This is a genomic window from Nocardioides sp. (assembly GCF_030655615.1).
Lineage (GTDB): Bacteria > Actinomycetota > Actinomycetes > Propionibacteriales > Nocardioidaceae > Nocardioides.
In genome coordinates, this window is sequence record NZ_JAURVJ010000205.1 from 1 (window position 1) to 18832 (window position 18832).

The following is an 18832-nucleotide window of genomic DNA, read 5'->3' on the forward strand; positions in this document are numbered from 1 at the left end:
TCGCCGGTGACGAGCTTGCCCATCCGGTCGCGGATCTTGCCGACCAGCTCGTCGCCGACCGGGTCGACGGCGAGGACGACCGAGATCGCCATGCAGCGCTCGCCGGCCGAGCCGAAGCCGGCGTTGACGGCGGAGTCGGCGACCAGGTCGAGGTCGGCGTCGGGCAGCACGAGCATGTGGTTCTTGGCGCCGCCGAGGGCCTGGACGCGCTTGCCGGCGCGGGTGCCCTTCTCGTAGACGTACTGGGCGATCGGGGTCGACCCGACGAACGAGATCGAGGCGACGTCGGGGTGGTCGAGCAGGGCGTCGACCGCCTCCTTGTCGCCGTGGAGCACGTTGAACACGCCGTCGGGCAGGCCGGCCTCGGAGAGCAGCGCGGCGAGCCAGTTGGCGACCGACGGGTCCTTCTCGGACGGCTTGAGCACCACGGTGTTGCCGGTCGCGATCGCGATCGGGAAGAACCACATCGGGACCATCGCCGGGAAGTTGAACGGGCTGATGATGCCGACGACGCCGAGCGGCTCCTTGACGGAGTAGACATCGACGTCGGTCGACACGCTCTGCGAGTAGGAGCCCTTGGCCAGGTGGGGCATCCCGCACGCGAACTCGACGACCTCGATGCCGCGGGCGACCTCGCCGGCCGCGTCGGAGAGCACCTTGCCGTGCTCGGAGGTGAGGATCGCCGCGAGCTCGCCGCGGCGTCCGTCGAGCAGCTCGCGGAACTTGAACATCACCGTCTGGCGCTTGGCGATCGACGAGCGACCCCAGCCCGCCTGGCCGTCCGTGCCGACGTACGCCGCCCGCGCGGCCGCCACGGCGGTGTCGACGTCGGCGACCGAGCCGAGGCGGACGTGCTTGGTGACCTCGCCGAGGGCCGGGTCGTAGACCGGGCTGGTGCGGTCGGAGTCGCCCGCGGTCAGCGAGCCGGCGATCCAGTGGTCGAGCGTGGGCGTGGTCATGCGATCTCCTTGTCGAGCACGGTGAGGACTTCGTCGTAGATCGCCAGGGCTTCGGCGACCTCGTCGTCGGTGACGACGCAGGGGGGTACGACGTGGATGCGGTTGTCGGCGGCGAAGGGCACCAGCCCGCGGGCGAGCGCCTCCTTCTTGGCCAGCCCGATGAGGGCCGGCGGCACCGGGGCGCGGGTGGCCCGGTCGGTGACGAGGTCGAGCGCCCAGAAGACGCCGAGTCCGCGCACCTCGCCGACGACGGGGTGCTTGTCGGCGAGCTCGCGCAGGCCGGGGCCGATCACCTCGGCGCCGACCCGGCGGGCGTTGTCGACGATGCCCTCGGACTCCATGGCGTCGAGGGCGCCGACGATCGAGGCGGCGGCGAGCGGGTGGCCGGAGTAGGTGAGGCCGCCGGGGAAGACGGCCTCGTCGAAGTCGGCCGCGATCTCGTCGCTGATGACGACCCCGCCGACCGGGACGTAGCCGGAGTTGACGCCCTTGGCGAAGGCGATCAGGTCGGGTCCGCGGCCCGTGTCGAAGGCGTCGAGGGCGAACCACTCCCCCGCGCGACCGAAGCCGGCCATCACCTCGTCGAGGATCATCACGATCCCGTGGGCGTCGCAGAGCTCACGTACGCCGGCCAGGTAGCCGGGCGGGGGCACCAGGACGCCCGCGGTGCCGGGGATGCTCTCGAGCAGGACGGCCGCGACCGACGCCGGGCCCTCGCACTCGATGACGCGCCGCAGGTGCTGCAGGGCGCGCTCGCACTCCTCCTCGGGCGTCGTCGCCCAGAACTCGCTGCGGTAGAGGAACGGCCCGAAGACGTGCACGTGGGCGCGGGCGTACTCGTTGGGCACCCGGCGCCAGTCGCCGGTCGCGACCACGGCCGCACCGGTGTTGCCGTGATAGCTGCGGTAGGTCGAGACGACCTTGTCGCGGCGGGTGTGCAGCCGCGCCATCCGGATCGCGTTCTCGATCGCGTCGGCGCCGCCGTTGGTGAAGAACACCTTGTTGAGGCCGTCGGGCGCCCGGTCGGTGATGCGCCGGGCCGCCTCGCCGCGCGCGAGGTTGGCGGTCGAGGGCGCGATCGTCGCCAGCAGCGCCGCCTGCTCCTGGATCGCCGAGACGACGGCCGGGTGCTGGTGGCCGATGTTGACGTTGACCAGCTGGCTGGAGAAGTCGAGGTAGGTACGGCCCGCGTGGTCCCAGACCTTGGTGCCGAGCCCGCCGGCGACCACGAGCGGGTCGAGCGCGGCCTGCGCCGACCACGAGTGGAACACGTGGGTCTTGTCGAGGGTCTTGGTGTGGGCGTCGAGGTCCGTGGGCGTCTCGGTCACCGTCATCGTCGTCGGTCTCCGTCTCGGTGGGTGGGGTGGGGAGGGTGGGTGCTGTCCTACCTGTCCCGGGTCTCACCGGCTGGCCGGTGAAACCCGGGCCTGGACGATGAAGCTTCGTCGTCCAGGTCAGGCATTCACCGGCTGGCCGGTGAATCCTGAGTCAGGTGGGACCGTGGATCAGTTGCCGCCGGGCTTGAGCTCGACGTCGATCGGGGTGAAGTCGGCGCCCTCGACGTCGACACCCTCGTCGCGCAGCTCGTCGAGCGCCTGCTCGACGTACTCGTTGGTGTAGGCGGTCTCGGGCGGGTCCTCGGTGATGATCGTCGCGCCGGTCTCGTTCTTGGTGCCCTTGGCGATGTCGACGGTACGCGCCCACGCCGCCTCGTCGATCATGCCGACCCCGCCGGAGGTGGAGGGCCAGATGAGCTTGTTGGTCTCGTTGGTCATCCAGAGCTGGTGGCTCTGGCCGAGGATGGAGCCGGCCTCGGTGACGAGCGTGGCGCCGTCCTCGGGGTTGTCGCGCACGTAGGCCCAGCCCTTGATCGAGGCCTTGATGAAGGCGACGGTCTGGGCCTCGTAGTCGGGGTCCTCGAGCTTGTCGGTCTGCGCCCAGATGGCGTCCTGGAGCATCGCGGTGCCGACGTCGTTGTAGTCGATGACGTTGAGGTCCTCGGGCTGGAAGAGCTCGCCGGTGGCGGGGTTCTCGGTCTCGAGCAGCTGGGCGTACTCGTTGTAGGTCATCGCCTGGGCGACGTCGACGTCGCCGCTGATGAGCCCGCTCATGTCGAAGGCCTGCTGGACGAGCTTGATGTCACCGAGCTCGACGCCCTCCTTCTGCATGCCGGCGAAGAGCTCCCACTCGTTGCCGAAGCCCCAGCTGCCGACGTTCTTGCCCTTGTAGTCGGCCGGCGAGGTGATGCCGGAGTCCTTGAAGGCCACGCCGAGGGTGCCGCTGCGCTCGAAGATCTGGGCGACGTCGGTGATGGCGGCGCCGTTCTCGATCGAGCCGAGCACCTTGGGGACCCACGAGATGGCGTAGTCGACCTCGCCGTTGGCGAGCACGTCCTGCGGGACGGTGTCGGTGCCGGCCTCCTGGATGGTGACGTCGAGGCCCTCGTCCTCGTAGTAGCCCTCCTTGACGGCGGCGTAGTAGCCGGCGAACTGGGCCTGGGTGACCCACTGCAGCTGCAGGGTCACCTTGGTCAGGCCCTCCTCGGTCTGCTCCGGCTCGTCGTCGTCGCCGCTGGTGGAACAGGCGGTCAGAGCGAGCACGAGGGCGGCAGCGGCGGCGCCCAGCTTGGTTGTTGCTCTCATCTGTGTCTCCTCGGGTGGTGGGTGGTGCGGTGGGTCCGAGCCGGTGGGGCGGGGGTGGCGGGGGCGGTGGTGGTGGGCTCAGGGTTCGGGGTGGTGGCGCGAGAACCACAGGTCGAGCAGCAGGGTGACGACGTAGAAGACGAGGCCGAGCACGATCGAGCCGACGACGTAGGCCCACGCCAGCGGGTAGTTGCTGCTGCTGACCGAGGTGGTGATCGACTTGCCGAGCCCGCTGACCGGCCCGCCGAAGTACTCCGCCACGAGGGCCGAGATGACCGCCAGCGACGACGCGATCCGCAGCCCGGTGAAGACGTAGGGCGTCGCCGTGGGCAGGGTGACCACGCGGGCCACCTGCCAGGGCCGGGCGGACGAGGCGGTCATCAGGTCGCGGTGGACCGCCGTCACCTGGCGCAGGCCGCGCAGGGTGTTGAGGTAGACGGGGACGCTGACCGACAGGGCTGCGACGAGCATCCGCGTGGTGTCGTACTGGCCGCCGTACATCCGGTAGAGCGCGGGCGCGAGCGCGACGATCGGGACCACCGAGGCGGCGGCGACGACCGGCACCGTCATCTGGTCGACGACCCGCACGGCGTGGGCCACCAGCGCGCCGAGCACGCCGCCGATGGCGAGACCCACGAGCGCGTTGGTGCCGGTGACCCGGGCGCCCTTGGCGATGCTGTCGCTGCTGTCGAGGACCTCGCGCCAGATGTCGCTCGGCGCGGGCACGATGAAGGGCTCGACGCCGGAGGCCTGGACCCCGAGCTCCCACAGCCCGAGCACCGCGACGCCGAAGGCGATCGGCGCCAGCACGGTCGAGACCCGCAGGTCGCCGATCGGCAGCCGGGCGCGGGTGTCCTTGGCCGTGGCCTCGGCGACGACGCTCATCGGGTGTCCGATCCGGGCGCGGCGTCGGTCGGTGCGCCGTGCAGGTGGCCGCGGACCGTCGCGACGGCGTGGAAGAACCCCGCGTCGTCACGGACGTCGTCGGTGCGGTGGTGCGAGGAGCCGGGTACGTCGACGATGTCGACGATCCGGCCGGGCCGGGCCGACATCACGACGACGCGGTCGGACAGGAAGACGGCCTCGGGGATCGAGTGCGTCACGAACAGCACGGCGGCGCCGGTCTCGCGGCAGATCCGGACGAGCTCGTTCTGCATCCGCTCGCGGGTGATCTCGTCGAGGGCGCCGAACGGCTCGTCCATGAGCAGCAGCCGCGGCCGCTCGGCCAGCGCCCGGGCGATCGCCACCCTCTGCTGCATGCCGCCGGAGAGCTGGTCGGGCCGGCTCCTGGCGAAGTCGGCCAGGCCGACGAGCTCGAGCAGCTCGGCCACCCGCGCCTTGCGCTCGGAGCCGCTGGCGCCGTGGAGCTCGAGCGGGAGCCCGACGTTGGCGGCGACGGTGCGCCACGGCAGCAGCCCGGCCTGCTGGAAGGCGATGCCGTAGTCCTGGTCGGCGCGCGCCTGCCTGGCCGGCTTGCCGAAGACCGCGACGTCGCCGGCCGTCGGGGTGTCGAGGTCGGCGACCAGGCGCAGCAGCGTGCTCTTGCCGCAGCCGCTGGGGCCGATGAGCGAGACGAACTCGCCCGCCGCGACGGTCAGGTCGACGGCGGCGAGCGCGACGACCTGCTTCCTGCGCTTGCCGAACACCCGCTCCACCGCGCGGACCTCGATCGCCGGCGGGGTCGCGAATCCTCCGGTGCTCGCGGGCGGGGTGGGGTGCTTCTCGAGGTCGGTCACCGGGTGGCCTCCGCAGGTCGGTAGGGGCGCAGCAGCAGGCCGATGAGGCCCACCACGGCGGCGGCCACGAGGCCGACCGCGATGGCGCCGAGGATCGGGGCGAACGACTTGGCGGGGTCGCTCGTCGCGGTCGTGGTGTAGTCGATGAACATCCGGCCGATCCCGCCCTTGAGGCCCAGCGAGACCTCGGCGACGATCGTGCCGATGACGGCGCTCGCGGCTGCGAGCCGCAGGGCGGGCAGCAGGTAGGGCACGCTCGACGGGAGCCGGAGCGCGAGCAGCCCGCGCCACCAGCCGACGCCGTAGGCGTGGAACAGGTCGACGTGGGTGCGGTCGGGGGCCTTGAGCCCGCGGAGCGCCCCGACGGCGACGGGGAAGAACGCCAGGTAGGCGGCGATCACCGCCACCGACTGGTCGTTGGTCCACTGCTGGCCGGCGATCTCGATCTGCGAGCCCCACCGGCGTACGACGGGCGCGAGGGCGATCAGCGGCACCGTCTGGCTGAGCACGATCCAGGGCAGCAGCGCCGACTCGGCGATGCGGAAGCGACTCATCACCAGCGCGAGCACCAGCCCGACCAGGACCCCGACGACGAAGCCGCGCGCGGCGATCGCCAGCGTGAAGGTGCTCGCGTCGACCACGGCCCGCAGCACGTCGGGGGCGCCCGGCACCGCGTTGACCGGCTCGCCGAGCCGCCGTACCACGTCCCACGTGTGGGGCATCGTCGTGTCGTCGGCGCGCGGCAGCAGGTAGGTCTCGCCACCGGCCCGGACCCCCTCGTCGGGCCCGAACGCGGCGTAGAGGTCCCAGGCGCCGAGGAGCAGTGCGACGCCGACGACGCCGAGGACGACGGCGCGGGACCGGGACAGGATCTCCGACAAGGACTAGGCCTTCGCCGTCACGTGGTCGCGGAGCACGGGCATGATCGACTCGCCGTAGACCCGCATCGTCTCCTCCTTGTTGTCGTGCTGGAGGTAGACCGCGAACTGGTCGACACCGATCGCCTTGAGCTCCTCGAGCTTGGCCACGTGGTCCTCGACCGTGCCGAGGATGCAGAACCGGTCGACGATCTCGTCGGGCACGAAGTCGACGTGGTCGTTGTCGGCCTTGCCGTGGCTGTTGTAGTCGTAGCCCTCGCGGCCCTTGATGTAGTCGGTCAGCGCCTGCGGCACGTCGCCCGAGTCGCCGTACTTGGCGACGATGTCGGCCACGTGGTTGCCGACCATGCCGCCGAACCACCGGCACTGCTCTCGCATGTGCTCCATGTCGGTGCCGACGTAGGCCGGGGCAGCGACGCAGAACGTGATGGCGTCGGGGTCGCGGCCCGCGTCGGCCGCGGCCTTGCGCACGGCGCCGATCATCCACTTGGCGATGTCGACGTCGGCGAGCTGGAGGATGAAGCCGTCGCCGACCTCGCCGGTGGTCTTGAGCGCCAGCGGTCCGTAGGCCGCGATCCACACCTCGAGCTCGGAGCTGCGCGCCCAGGGGAACTGCAGGGTGGTGCCGTTGTGCTCGACCGGGCGGCAGTTGGCCAGCTCGCGGATCACGTGGGTCGCCTCGCGCACGTCCTTGAGCGTGGTCGGCTTTCCGTTGAGCACCCGCACGGCGGAGTCGCCGCGCCCGATGCCGCAGACGGTGCGGTTGCCGTACATCTCGTTGAGCGTGGCGAAGACCGAGGCCGTGACGGTCCAGTCGCGGGTGGCCGGGTTGGTCACCATCGGGCCGACGATGACCCGCTTGGTCTCGTTGAGGATCGCCGAGTAGATGACGTAGGGCTCCTGCCACAGCAGGTGGGAGTCGAAGGTCCACACGTAGTCGAAGCCGTGCTCCTCGGCCTGCTTGGCCAGGCCGACCGTGCGCCAGGCGGGTGGGTTCGTCTGGATGACGACGCCGAAGTCCATGGGGTGCTCTCTTCCGTTCGGGTGCGGTCGGTCAGACGAGGTACTGGGTGAGGCCGCGCTTGAGGTAGTTCCCGTGGCCGGCACGGCCGTGGAACTCGCCGTCGGAGACCAGGACCGAGCCACGGGAGACCACGACGTCGACGTGACCGTCGATCTCGTAGCCCTCCCACGCGCTGTGGTCCATGTTCATGTGGTGGGTCTTGCCCTCGCCGAAGCCGATCGAGGTGTGGCCGGCCGGGTCGTAGACGACGATGTCGGCGTCGGCGCCCGGCGCGATGACGCCCTTGGTGCCGTGGAGGCCGAACATCCGCGCCGGGGTCGTCGAGGTCAGCTCGACCCAGCGCTCGAGGCTGATCTCGCCGGTGACGACGCCCTGGTACATCAGGTCCATGCGGTGCTCGATGGTGCCGATGCCGTTGGGGATGGCCCGGAAGTCGCCCTTGCCGAGCTCCTTCTGGTCCTTCATGCAGAACGGGCAGTGGTCGGTGGAGACCATCTGCAGGTCGTTGGTGCGCAGCCCCTGCCACATGGCGTTCTGGTGGCCCTCCTCGCGGGCGCGCAGCGGGGTCGAGCAGACCCACTTGGCGCCCTCGAAGTCGCCCCAGGTCGGGTCGCCGGTGGCGCCGAGCTGCTCCTCGAGGGAGAGGTAGAGGTACTGCGGACAGGTCTCGCCGAAGACGTTCTTGCCACGGTCGCGGGCGGCGGCGATCTGGGCGACGGCCTGCTTGGCGCTGACGTGGACGACGTAGAGCGGCGCCTCGGTCAGGTCGGCGAGCATGATGGCGCGGTGGGTCGCCTCCTCCTCCATCTGCCAGGCACGGGCGATGCCGTGGAAGTAGGGCGTGGTCTTGCCCTGGTCGTAGAGCTGCTGGGCGAGGACGTCGATCGCCGGGCCGTTCTCGGCGTGCATCATCGTCATCAGGCCCAGGTCGCGCGCCTTCTGCATGGCCTGGAGGATCTGGGCGTCGTTGGAGTAGAAGACGCCGGGGTAGGCCATGAACAGCTTGAAGCTGCTGATGCCCTCGTCGAGAAGGGTCTCCATCGACTTCAGGGAGAACTCGTCGACGCCACCGATGATCTGGTGGAAGCCGTAGTCGATGACCGCGTTGCCGGCGGCCTTCTCGTGCCAGGTCGCCAGCCCGGTCTCGATGCGCTGCCCCGTCGTCTGGACCGCGAAGTCGATGACGCTCGTCGTGCCGCCCCAGGCCGCGGCGGTGGTGCCGGACTCGAAGGTGTCGCTGGCCTCGGTACCGCCGAACGGCAGCTCGAAGTGGGTGTGGGCGTCGATGCCGCCCGGGATGACGTACTTGCCGGTCGCGTCGACGACCGTGTCGACGGACGACGCGAGGTCGGTCCCGAGCAGCTGCGACCCGGGCGCGAGGACGGCGACGACCTTCTCGCCGTCGACCAGGACGTCGGCCTGGCTGCGGCCCGTCGAGCTGACGACGGTGCCACCGGTGATCAGCAGGGTGCTCACGGGCTCAGGCCTGGGCGATGTGGGTGTACGAGTCGGGCCGGCGATCGCGGTAGAACTGCCAGTCGTCGCGCATCTCCTGGACCAGGTCCATGTCGAGCTCGCGGACGATGAGCTCCTCGTCGGACCCCGAGCCCAGCGGCCCGATGTTGTTGCCCCGCGGGTCGATCACCTGGCTGGTGCCGTAGAAGTCGACCGCCAGGTCGCCGTACTCGTTGTCCTCCTTGCCGACCCGGTTGGGCTGGAGCACGAAGTAGCCGTTGGCGACCGCGGCGCACGGGCCCTCGACCTCCCACAGGCGGTTGGACAGGCCGGGCTTGGTGGCGTTGGGGTTGAAGACCATGTGGGCGCCGTTGAGGCCGAGCTCGCGCCAGCCCTCGGGGAAGTGCCGGTCGTAGCAGATGTAGACGCCGACCTTGCCGACCGCGGTGTCGAAGACCGGGTAGCCGAGGTTGCCGGGGCGGAAGTAGAACTTCTCCCAGAAGCGGTCGAGGTGGGGGATGTGGTGCTTGCGGTAGGAGCCCAGGATCGTGCCGTCGGCGTCGACCACCACGGCGGTGTTGTAGTAGACGCCGGTCTGCTCCTCCTCGTAGATGGGGAGGACGTGGACCATGTTCAGCTCCTTGGCGAGCGCCGCGAAGCGCTGCACGATCGGCCCGTCGGCCGGCTCGGCGAAGCGGTAGTACTTCTGGTCCTGGGTGATGCCGAAGTAGGGGCCGTAGAAGAGCTCCTGGTAGCAGATGACCTGGGCGCCCTGGGCGGCCGCGTCGCGGGAGAACTGCTCGTGCTTGTCGAGCATGGACTCCTTGTCACCGGTCCAGGTGGTCTGGCTGATCGCGGCCTTCACGATGGTCAACGGGGCTCCTCGGGGTGGCGGGTGTGGTTGCGAGACGCCGGTCGCGACCTCGTTGCTCGGTCGCGCGGCTCCTCCACCTCCCGACGTGGTCCCCGACCTCGCAGGCTCGGTCGGGGCGTCAGGAACTGTTATTGTTCGACCTGAACATTTCGCCTGAGTCACACCGCTGTCAAGGGGGTGCGTCATTTCGGTGCCCGACCTGACCCACCTCGAGGACCGATCTCCGCGCGGGATCGCCGGCGCCTTCAGCCGGGCGATCCGGGCGGGCGAGCTGGCGCCCGGCGACCGGTTGCCGACGGTCCGCGACGTCGCGGGCGAGCTCGGGGTCTCCCCCGCCACCGTGAGCGGGGCCTGGCAGGCGCTGCGTCGTACGGGGCTCGTGGTGTCGCGCGGACGCGCGGGCACCTACGTCCTCGAGACGCCGACCCCGTGGCTCTCGCCCCGCGTGCGCGGGCTCGTCGGCCCCGATCGCGAGGGCCTGCGCCTCGACCTGTCCCGCGGCACCCCCGACCCCGAGCTGCTCCCCTCGCTCGGCCCGGCGCTGGCGCGGGTCTCGGCGAGCGCCGGCACCCTGGCCTACCAGGACGAGCCGGTGCTGCCCGGCCTGCGCGACGTGCTCGTGGCCGGCTGGCCCTACGCCGCGGACGCGGTCACCGTGGTCGACGGCGCGGTCGACGGCGTGGCCCGCGTGCTCGAGCAGGTGGTGTCCTACGGCGACCGCGTGGTCCTCGAGTCCCCCGGCTACCCGCCGTTCTACGACCTGATCGAGGCTCTCGGCGCCGAGCCGGTGCCGGTCGCCCTCGACGGCGAGGGCGTGCGGGTCGACGCCCTGCGACGCGCCCTGCTCGACCGTCCGGTGGCCGTCGTCCTCCAGCCCCGCGCCCACAACCCGACCGGCGTCTCGACGACGCCGGCCCGCGCCGAGCGGTTGGCGGCGCTGCTCCGCGGGCGCGGCGCCGACGGGCCCTGGGTGGTCGAGGACGACCACTCCGGCGCGATCAGCACGGCCCCCGACGTCTCGCTCGGCACGTGGCTCCCCGAGCGCGTCGTGCACGTGCGCTCCTACTCCAAGTCCCACGGTCCCGACCTGCGGATCGCCGCCCTCGGCGGCCCGGCCGGCCTCGTCGACCGCCTCGTCGCCCGACGGATGCTCGGCCCGGCCTGGACCTCGCGCATGGTCCAGACGATCCTGCTCGACCTGCTCACCTCGGCCCGCTCGATGGACGAGGTCGCCGAGGCGCGCCGGCAGTACTACGGCCGCCAGCAGGCCCTGGTCGCGCGCCTCGCCGACCACGGCGTGGGGGTGGCGGTGCCCGACGGGATCAACCTGTGGCTGCCCGTCCGTGACGAGCCGGCGGCCGCCCTCCACCTCGCCGCGGCCGGCATCCGGGTCGCCGTCGGCAGCCCGTTCCTCGCCGCGGGCGCGGCCGGGTCGTTCCTGCGCGTCACCTCGGGCCTGGTCGGCACCGCCGACGTCGCCGAGGTGGCCGCGGCGCTCGCGGCGGCCACCGACGCGGGACCGTCCTGACCCGGGGTTGGCTACCCAGGACGCACGTCCCCCCCACCCGTGAGGGCAGGGGGCCGACGTAGGTCGTGCGGTGCGACCAGCCGTCAGGCGGGGAACGAACCCCCGGAGGAGGCCAGGTCGCGCAGCCACGGGGTGGGCTGGAAGCGCTCGCCGTAGGCGGCGGCCAGCTCGTCGGCGCGCTTGACGAAGGCGGCCAGGCCGATCTCGCCGTCGACGCCCTCGTAGCCCGTCATGAACTGCGCCGCGCCACCGGTCATCGGCGGGAAGCCGATGCCCATGATCGAGCCGATGTTGGCCGCGGCGGCCGAGGTGATGACGCCCTCCTCGAAGCACTTGGCCGTCTCGAGGGCCTCGGCGAACAGCATCCGGTCCTTCATGTCCTGGAACGGGATCTGCTGCTCGGCAGGCGGGAACTCGGCCGCGAGGCCGGACCAGACCGAGCCGCGGTTGCCGTCGACGTAGTCGAAGAAGCCGGCGCCCTTGAGGCGCGACGGCCGACCGAGGTCGATCATCTTCTTGACCACGGCGACACCGGGGTGCTCGGCGTAGGCGGTGCCGTCACGCTCGGCGGCGTCACGGGAGGCCTTCTCGATCTTGGCCATCAGCTCCATGTTGAGCTCGTCGGAGAGCTGGAGGACGCCGACCGGGTAGCCGGCCTGGGTCGTCGCGCGCTCGATCGAGTAGGGGTGGGCGCCCTCGCCGAGCATGGCGATGCCCTCCATGACCTGCGTGCCGATGACGCGCGAGGTGTAGAAGCCGCGGCTGTCGTTGACGACGATCGGGGTCTTCCTGATCTGCTGCACCACGTCGTAGGCCTTGGCCAGGGCGACGTCGGACGTCTCCTTGCCCTTGATGATCTCGACCAGCGGCATCTTGTCGACAGGGCTGAAGAAGTGCAGCCCGATGAAGTCCGCGGGGCGGTCGATGCCCTCGGCCAGCTCGGTGATCGGCAGGGTGCTCGTGTTGGAGCAGAGCAGGGCGTCGGGGTTGATGAACGGCGCCACCTCGGCGAACACCTTGGCCTTGAGGGCGGGGTCCTCGAAGACGGCCTCGATCACCAGGTCGCAACCGGCGAGGTCGGAGGCGTCGGCGGTCGGGGTGATCCGGGCGAGCAGCTCGTCGGACTTCTCCTGGGTCAGCTTGCCGCGACTCACGGCCTTGGTGTTGAGCTTCTCGGAGTAGGCCTTGCCCTTCTCGGCGCTCTCGAGCGCGACGTCCTTGAGGACGACCTCCATGCCGGCGCGGGCACAGGAGTAGGCGATGCCGGCGCCCATCATGCCGGCGCCGAGGACGCCGACCTTGGTGGCCTTCCACGGCTCGATGCCCTGCGGGCGGAGCGCACCGGAGTTGATGGCCTGCAGGTCGAAGAAGAACGCCTGGATCATGTTCTTCGAGCCCTGGTTGACGATCAGGTTGGTCAGGTAGCGCGACTCGATCCGGCTGGCGGTGTCGAAGTCGCGGCTCGCACCCTCGACCGCGGCGCTGAGGATCGCCCGTGCGGCGGGGTAGACGGCACCCTTGGTCTGCTTGCGCAGCAGCGCAGGGAACGCGGGCAGGAAGCCGGCCAGGGCCGGCGACTTCACCGAGCCGCCGGGCATCTTGTAGCCGGGGGCGTCCCACGGGTTCTGGGTCGTCTCGGGGTTGGCCTTGATCCACGCCTTGGCAGCGGGGACCAGCTCGTCGCGGGTCGCGACGACCTCGTCGACGAGGCCGGCCTTGAGGGCGGCCTCGGGCTTGAACTGGGTGCCCTGCAGGAGCACGGTCATCAGGCCGTCCTGCAGGCCGAACTTGCGGATGATGCGGGTGACGCCGCCGCCGCCCGGGAGCAGCCCGAGGCTGACCTCGGGCAGGCCCACGACGGCCTTGGCGTCGTCGACGACGATGCGGTGGTTGGCGACGAGGGTGATCTCGTAGCCGCCGCCCAGGGCGGCGCCGTTGATGGCGGCGACGACCGGCTTGGGCAGCTTCTCGAGGCGGCGCAGGGCCGCCTTGACGCCCTCGGCGAGCGCGAAGACGCCGGCGGCGTCGTCCTTCGTGGCGGTGATCATGTTGCGGAGGTCGCCGCCTGCGAAGAAGGTCTTCTTCGCCGAGGCGATGACGACCCCGGTGACGGCGCCCTCGTCGGCCGCGAGCTCGTCGTAGAGCTGGTCGACGGCAGCCTGCATCGAGTCGATGTAGAGCTGGTTCATCGTGTTGGCCGACTGGTTGGGGTCGTCCAGGGTGAGGGTGACGATGCCGTCGGCGTCCTTGTCGTAGCGGACGGCCGTCTGGGCTTCGGTTGCGGTGGTGCTCATGTCTTCGTGGGTGTCCTGTCCTGGTCTCAGACGAGCTCGACGATGGTGGCGATGCCCATGCCGCCGCCGACGCAGAGCGTGGCGAGGCCGCGCTTCTGGTCGCGACGGGCGAGCTCGTCGATCAGCGTGCCGAGGATCATCGCGCCGGTCGCGCCGAGCGGGTGGCCCATGGCGATCGCGCCGCCGTTGACGTTGGTGATCTCGTGGGAGATGTCGAGGTCGCGCATGAAGCGCATGGCGACGGCGGCGAAGGCCTCGTTGATCTCGAAGAGGTCGATGTCCTCGACCTCGAGGCCGGCCTTGGCGAGCGCCTTGCGGGCGGCCGGGGCCGGTCCGGTGAGCATGATCGTCGGGTCGGCGCCGCTGACGGCCATGGAGATGATCCGGGCGCGCGGGGTGAGGCCGAGCTGCTGGCCGATCTCCTCGGTGCCGATCGCCATCAGGGCCGCGCCGTCGACGATGCCCGACGGGTTGCCGGCGTGGTGGACGTGGTTGATCTTCTCGACCCAGTGGTACTTCTCGAGCGCGACGTCGTCGAAGCCGGCGTCGGCGCCGATGCCGGCGAAGCTCGGCTTGAGGCCGGCCAGACCCTCGGGGCTCGTGTCGGGGCGGATGGTCTCGTCGTGGTCGAGGATCGTCAGCCCGCTCTGGTCGACCACGGGGACGATGGCCTCGCCGAAGTAGCCGTTGGCCCACGCCTTGGCGGCGCGGTGGTGCGACTCGGCGGCGTAGGCGTCGACGTCGTCGCGGCTCCAGCCCTCGATGGTCGCGATCAGGTCGGCACCGATACCCTGCGGCACGAAGCCGGCACGGAGCGCGGTGGCGGGGTCCTGGGCCCAGGCGCCACCGTCGGAGCCCATGGCGACGTTGCTCATCGACTCGACACCACCGGCGAGGATCAGGTCCTCCATGCCACCGCGGATGCGGGCGGCGGCCTGGTTGACGGCCTCGAGGCCGGAGGCGCAGAAGCGGTTGAGCTGGACGCCTGCGACGGTGTCGGGGTAGCCGGCCGACAGCGCGGCGGTCTTGGCGATGTCGCCGCCCTGCTCGCCGATGGGCGAGACGACGCCGAGGATCACGTCGTCGACGCGGGCCGGGTCGAGGCCGGGGTTGCGGTCCTTGACCGCGTCGAGGAGGCCGACGACGAGGTCGACCGGCTTCACCTCGTGGAGCGAACCGGCCGCCTTGCCCTTGCCACGCGGCGTACGGAGGTGGTCGTACACGAATGCTTCTGCCATGACCCGTCCTTGCTGAAGAGTTGGGGGTGCTGAGGTGGGGGTGCTTGCGTCCCCCGATTGTGACACCAATACTGTCACGGTCGTCAAGGAATCCACAGGACGTCCTGGGAGTGAGAGGGGTCACGTCGTGAGCGAGCTGCTGACGCTCGACGAGCTCTGCGCACGCGTGGGGCTGTCGGTGCGCAACGTGCGTTTCTACACCTCGCGCGGCCTGGTGCCGCCGCCGATCCGGCAGGGCCGGTCCGGCTACTACTCCGAGGACCACGTCGCCCGGCTCGACCTCGTGCAGGAGCTGCAGGCCCACGGGTTCACGCTGGCCGCGATCGAGGGCTACGTCTCGGCCCTGCCCGAGGACGCCGAGCCCGAGGACATCGCGCTGGCCCGCACGATGCTGGCGCCGTGGCAGTCCGACCTCCCCGTCGACATGGAGCGCGACGAGCTCGAGCGCCGGGCCGGGCGAGCCCTGTCCGAGGAGGACGTCGCCACCCTCGTGGCGCTCGGCATCGTCCGCGTCCGCGCCGACCGGTTCCTCGTCGCCCGCACCCAGCTCGGCATCGGCGTCCAGCTGCTCGACCTCGGCTTCCCGCGCGAGGTCGCCGAGGCGGCCCGCGCGGTCTACCAGGACCACGGCCGTCAGATGGCCGAGGAGCTCCACGCCGTCATCAGCGACCAGCTCGCCCCCCGCTACGGCTCGCTCGAGTCCGAGCGCTTCCAGGAGGTCATGGAGCGCCTCAAGCCGCTGTCGGTCGGCGGCCTCGTGACGGCCTACGAGAGCGCCGTCGCCAAGGCCGCCCGCGGCGCTGCCCGCCGTACCTGAGCCGAAAAAGCACGCCGGCCCGTCGTGGCGAGACGACAGGCCGGCGTGGATCAGGGTTCAGCTGGGTGGAGCTGGAGGTCAGCGCCGCCCGGAGAACGACGAGGCCGAGTGGCCGCCGCTCGACGAGGTGCCCGCAGCGGCGGCGGGGCGGCGGCGACCGCCACCACCTCCGGCCGGACGAGAGCCGGAGCCGGCGGGCTTGCTGCCACCGCGCGAGGAGGACTGCTTGGCCTGGCCGCCACCCTGCTTGGGGGCGCCACCGCCGGAGCGACGACCGCCGCCACCGCCGGAGCGACCACGGCCGCCACCGCCGCCACCACCGGTGCGGGGCTGGACGTCCTGGCCGGACGCGGAGAGCTCGAGGCCACCGGGGACCAGGACCCGCTCGCCGGGGGCGAGCTGGACGAGCACCGGGTGGGTGGAGCCGGTCATCTTGGTGAGCGTGGGCTTGATGCCGGCCGCGCGGGTGAGCTGGCGGACGTCGCGCACCTGGTCGTCGGTCATCAGCGTGACGACGGTGCCGGCGGCACCGGCGCGGGCGGTCCGGCCCGAGCGGTGCAGGTAGGCCTTGTGCTCGGTCGGCGGGTCGGCGTGGACGACGAGCGCCACGTCGTCGACGTGGATGCCGCGGGCGGCGATGTCGGTCGCGACGAGCGTGGTGGCCTTGCCGGAGTGGAACGCCTCCATGTTGCGGGTGCGCGCGTTCTGGCTGAGGTTGCCGTGCAGGTCGACCGTGGGGACGCCGCTCTTGTTGAGCTGGCGGGCCAGGGCCTTGGCGCCGTGCTTGGTGCGCGTGAAGACGACCGTGCGGCCGGGGGCCGACGTGAGGTCGACGAGCACCGAGACCCGGTGCTCGCGCGCCAGGTGCAGCACGTGGTGGTCCATGGTCGAGATCGGCGACTGCGCCGAGTCGGCCTGGTGGACCGTGGGGTTGGTCAGGAACTTCTTGACCAGCACGTCGATCGCGTTGTCGAGCGTGGCCGAGAAGAGCAGGCGCTGACCGGAGCGGGGGGTCGCCTCGAGCAGCCGGCGCACGGCGGGCAGGAAGCCCAGGTCGGCCATGTGGTCGGCCTCGTCGAGGATGGTGACCTCGATGTTGCCGAGCGAGCAGTGGCCCTGCTGGATGAGGTCCTCGAGCCGGCCGGGGCAGGCGAGCACGATGTCGACGCCGCGGCGCAGGCCGGCGACCTGCGGGTTCTGGCCGACGCCGCCGAAGACGGTCTGGGTGGTCAGGCCGGCGGCCTGGGCCAGGGGGATCAGGGCCTCCTGGATCTGACCGACGAGCTCGCGGGTCGGCGCCAGGATCAGCGCGCGCGGCTTGCCTGCGGCCGGACGCTTGCCGGACTGCATGAGCCGGGTCACGAGCGGGAGCAGGAAGGCGTAGGTCTTGCCGGAGCCGGTGCGGCCGCGGCCGAGGACGTCACGGCCGGCGAGCGAGTCGGGCAGCGTGGCGGCCTGGATCGGGGTGGGGGTCGTGATGCCACGTGCGGTCAGGATCGAGACGAGCTCGTCCGGCACGAGGAGGTCGGAGAAGGAAGGAACGGATGACGAAGTCACAGAGAGATTCACTCACGTTGGTGTGTCTCACCAAGCTGTCCCGCCGGCGGCGGGAGAAGTAGCGGGTGCCTCACGAAGAGGGGCGCCCGGGCCCTGGTATCAGCAATGATCAGAGGGCCGAACGCAATAGCCCGAGGCAAGACTGAACGGGCTGCTGACAGCAACTCTACTGGCTTGCGGGGTGAACCCCTGCATCCCCATCCGTCCCTAGGGTGTGCGCATGCCCACTGTCCTGGTGACCGGTGCGACCGGTTTCGTCGGTCGCCGGTTGACCCCTGTCCTCGTCGAGCGCGGCCTCGACGTCCGCGCGATGACCCGCCGCCCCCAGGAGTACGACGGCCCGGGCACCCCCGTCGGTGGTGACGTCGGCGACGCCGGGTCGCTGGCCGAGGCGCTGGCGGGTGTCGACGTCGCCGTCTACCTCGTGCACTCTCTGGGCGACGACGACTTCGAGCGCAAGGACGCCGACGCGGCGGCCGCGTTCGGCCAGGCCGCCGCGGCGTGCGGGGTGCAGCAGATCGTCTACCTCGGGGGCCTCGGCGCGGAGGACGACGACCTGTCGCCGCACCTGCGCTCGCGGCGCGAGGTGGAGGGCAAGCTCGGCGAGGGCGGCGTACCGGTGACGGTGCTGCGCGCGGCGATCGTGGTCGGCGCCGGCGGCATCTCCTGGGAGATCACCCGCCAGCTGGTCAAGAACCTGCCGGCGATGGTCGTGCCCAAGTGGGTCAACACCCGGACCCAGCCGATCGCGATCGACGACGTCGTCCGCTACCTCGACGGCGTCATCGGCAACGAGGCGGCCCATGGCCGGGTCCTCGAGATCGGCGGGCCCGAGCAGCTGACCTACCTCGAGATGATGCAGCAGGCCGCGCAGGTGATGCTCGGCCGCAAGGTGCCGATCATCACGGTGCCCGTGCTGACGCCGTCGCTGTCGTCGCACTGGATCGCGTTCGTCACCGACGTCGACACCACGACCGCCAAGAACCTCATCGACTCGATGGCCACCGAGGTCGTCGTCACCGACGACTCGATCTACCAGCTGGTGCCGGGCGAGACCACGCCCTACCAGGAGGCCGTGCGCCAGGCGATCGAGGAGTCCAAGGTCTCCTCCTAGCGCACGCGCCTCACACGCCGAAGATGGCGGGAAGTGCGAAGAGCATGGTCAGCGACCAGGTGCAGTGCGTGAGGATCGGGGCCAGGATGCCGCCCGAGGCCCGGCGCTGCAGGCCGACCAGCACGCCGAGGATGACGGCGGCGAAGGCCAGCATGATGTTGCCCGTCGCGGCCGTGGCGATCGTGTAGGCCAGGGTCGTCCACGCGACGGGGTGGCGGGTGATGGCGGCGTAGGCGGCTCCGCGGAAGAAGAGCTCCTCGGCGACGCCGTTGAGAGCGGTGACCACGACGAGCGCCGGCAGGTAGCCCTCGCTGGCGAAGCCGAGGACGTTGCGGATCTGCTCGGCCAGCGGGTCGATCTCGCGCACGATGAGCGCGCCCACGACGAAGATGCCGGCGAGGACCGCCCCGATGAGGAGCGGCTGGACGATGGGGCGGACCTCCATGTCCTCCTTGGCCACGATGCGACCGAGGTGGATGGGGCCGGACACGAAGGCGCCGACGGTCCAGACGCCCGCGAGCACGAGGGACATCAGGATGAAGAGGGTGCTGCCCTGGTCGAGGCGCAACAGGATGCCGAGCACGATGGCGCCCAGCACGACGAACGAGGCCGTCACCACCTGACGGCGGCGCAGGGCCTCCTGCGAGTCACGGTGGTCGCGCGGGACGACGTCCCACAGCGACCGGTTGATCCACTGCCTGACCACAGCACTCACC

At 71.1% G+C, this 18832-nt stretch carries 16 protein-coding genes; 3 read left to right on the top strand and 13 right to left on the bottom strand.

Annotation, left to right across the window (positions count from 1 at the left end; genetic code table 11):
- The 9 genes from Q7T52_RS17550 to Q7T52_RS17590 form a co-directional block, all read right to left on the bottom strand.
- The coding region (locus tag Q7T52_RS17550; RefSeq protein WP_304804749.1) for an aldehyde dehydrogenase family protein at positions 1-959 on the bottom strand (959 nt) is incomplete at its 3' end.
- Positions 956-2293 carry an aspartate aminotransferase family protein gene (locus Q7T52_RS17555; protein ID WP_370692336.1) on the bottom strand — a complete coding sequence of 446 codons (1338 nt, stop codon included), beginning with the start codon at positions 2291-2293 and terminating at the stop codon, positions 956-958. The genes Q7T52_RS17555 and Q7T52_RS17550, both read right to left, overlap by 4 nt.
- Before the next feature lie 171 nt (positions 2294-2464).
- Positions 2465-3601, bottom strand: a complete 1137-nt coding sequence (locus tag Q7T52_RS17560; protein ID WP_304804751.1) for an ABC transporter substrate-binding protein — start codon at positions 3599-3601, stop codon at positions 2465-2467.
- A gap of 78 nt (positions 3602-3679) precedes the next feature.
- Positions 3680-4486, bottom strand: a complete 807-nt coding sequence (locus Q7T52_RS17565; protein WP_304804753.1) for an ABC transporter permease — start codon at positions 4484-4486, stop codon at positions 3680-3682.
- Positions 4483-5337, bottom strand: a complete 855-nt coding sequence (locus tag Q7T52_RS17570) for an ABC transporter ATP-binding protein (RefSeq protein WP_304804755.1) — start codon at positions 5335-5337, stop codon at positions 4483-4485. The genes Q7T52_RS17565 and Q7T52_RS17570 overlap by 4 nt, the downstream gene beginning before the upstream one ends.
- Entirely contained in the window at positions 5334-6218 is an 885-nt protein-coding gene (locus Q7T52_RS17575) for an ABC transporter permease (protein ID WP_304804757.1), read from the bottom strand. The genes Q7T52_RS17570 and Q7T52_RS17575 overlap by 4 nt, the downstream gene beginning before the upstream one ends.
- Positions 6219-6221: 3 nt before the next feature.
- The gene (locus Q7T52_RS17580) at positions 6222-7238 is read right to left on the bottom strand and encodes a TIGR03842 family LLM class F420-dependent oxidoreductase (protein ID WP_304804758.1); all 1017 of its coding nucleotides are present in this window, start codon (positions 7236-7238) and stop codon (positions 6222-6224) included.
- Positions 7239-7269: 31 nt separating this feature from the next.
- Complete coding sequence (gene hydA, locus Q7T52_RS17585; protein WP_304804760.1) at positions 7270-8715, bottom strand: dihydropyrimidinase; 1446 nt, start codon at positions 8713-8715, stop codon at positions 7270-7272.
- 4 nt (positions 8716-8719) lie between these two features.
- The gene (locus Q7T52_RS17590; RefSeq protein ID WP_304804762.1) at positions 8720-9568 is read right to left on the bottom strand and encodes a nitrilase-related carbon-nitrogen hydrolase; all 849 of its coding nucleotides are present in this window, start codon (positions 9566-9568) and stop codon (positions 8720-8722) included.
- A 190-nt stretch (positions 9569-9758) separates the two neighbouring features.
- On the opposite strand from Q7T52_RS17590, the gene Q7T52_RS17595 reads away from it, so the two are divergent.
- The gene (locus tag Q7T52_RS17595; protein WP_304804763.1) at positions 9759-11096 is read left to right on the top strand and encodes a PLP-dependent aminotransferase family protein; all 1338 of its coding nucleotides are present in this window, start codon (positions 9759-9761) and stop codon (positions 11094-11096) included.
- A gap of 83 nt (positions 11097-11179) precedes the next feature.
- Here the strand turns inward: Q7T52_RS17595 and Q7T52_RS17600 are convergent, their stop codons facing one another.
- The gene (locus Q7T52_RS17600; protein ID WP_304804764.1) at positions 11180-13390 is read right to left on the bottom strand and encodes a 3-hydroxyacyl-CoA dehydrogenase NAD-binding domain-containing protein; all 2211 of its coding nucleotides are present in this window, start codon (positions 13388-13390) and stop codon (positions 11180-11182) included.
- A gap of 26 nt (positions 13391-13416) precedes the next feature.
- The gene (locus Q7T52_RS17605) at positions 13417-14628 is read right to left on the bottom strand and encodes an acetyl-CoA C-acetyltransferase (RefSeq protein ID WP_304804765.1); all 1212 of its coding nucleotides are present in this window, start codon (positions 14626-14628) and stop codon (positions 13417-13419) included.
- Between the two features lie 127 nt (positions 14629-14755).
- On the opposite strand from Q7T52_RS17605, the gene Q7T52_RS17610 reads away from it, so the two are divergent.
- On the top strand, positions 14756-15445 hold the full coding sequence (locus Q7T52_RS17610; protein WP_304804767.1) for a MerR family transcriptional regulator: 690 nt from the start codon (positions 14756-14758) through the stop codon (positions 15443-15445).
- A gap of 78 nt (positions 15446-15523) precedes the next feature.
- Here Q7T52_RS17610 and Q7T52_RS17615 read toward each other — a convergent pair whose 3' ends face one another.
- On the bottom strand, positions 15524-17002 hold the full coding sequence (locus Q7T52_RS17615; RefSeq protein ID WP_304804768.1) for a DEAD/DEAH box helicase: 1479 nt from the start codon (positions 17000-17002) through the stop codon (positions 15524-15526).
- Between the two features lie 220 nt (positions 17003-17222).
- Between Q7T52_RS17615 and Q7T52_RS17620 the strand changes: the two genes are divergently transcribed.
- Positions 17223-18116, top strand: a complete 894-nt coding sequence (locus tag Q7T52_RS17620; protein WP_304804769.1) for an NAD(P)H-binding protein — start codon at positions 17223-17225, stop codon at positions 18114-18116.
- Positions 18117-18126: 10 nt separating this feature from the next.
- Here Q7T52_RS17620 and Q7T52_RS17625 read toward each other — a convergent pair whose 3' ends face one another.
- Positions 18127-18831 (bottom strand): type II CAAX endopeptidase family protein, encoded by a 705-nt coding sequence (locus Q7T52_RS17625; RefSeq protein ID WP_304804771.1) that lies wholly within the window; start codon positions 18829-18831, stop codon positions 18127-18129.
- Position 18832 lies beyond the last annotated feature (1 nt).

Coding starts and splice junctions, on each gene's coding strand:
- Q7T52_RS17560 (WP_304804751.1), bottom strand. CDS start 3,601: ATGAGAGCAACAACCAAGCTGGGCGCCGCCGCTGCCGCCCTCGTGCTC.
- Q7T52_RS17600 (WP_304804764.1), bottom strand. CDS start 13,390: ATGAGCACCACCGCAACCGAAGCCCAGACGGCCGTCCGCTACGACAAG.
- Q7T52_RS17620 (WP_304804769.1), top strand. CDS start 17,223: ATGCCCACTGTCCTGGTGACCGGTGCGACCGGTTTCGTCGGTCGCCGG.
- Q7T52_RS17580 (WP_304804758.1), bottom strand. CDS start 7,238: ATGGACTTCGGCGTCGTCATCCAGACGAACCCACCCGCCTGGCGCACG.
- Q7T52_RS17605 (WP_304804765.1), bottom strand. CDS start 14,628: ATGGCAGAAGCATTCGTGTACGACCACCTCCGTACGCCGCGTGGCAAG.
- Q7T52_RS17565 (WP_304804753.1), bottom strand. CDS start 4,486: ATGAGCGTCGTCGCCGAGGCCACGGCCAAGGACACCCGCGCCCGGCTG.
- Q7T52_RS17555 (WP_370692336.1), bottom strand. CDS start 2,293: ATGACGGTGACCGAGACGCCCACGGACCTCGACGCCCACACCAAGACC.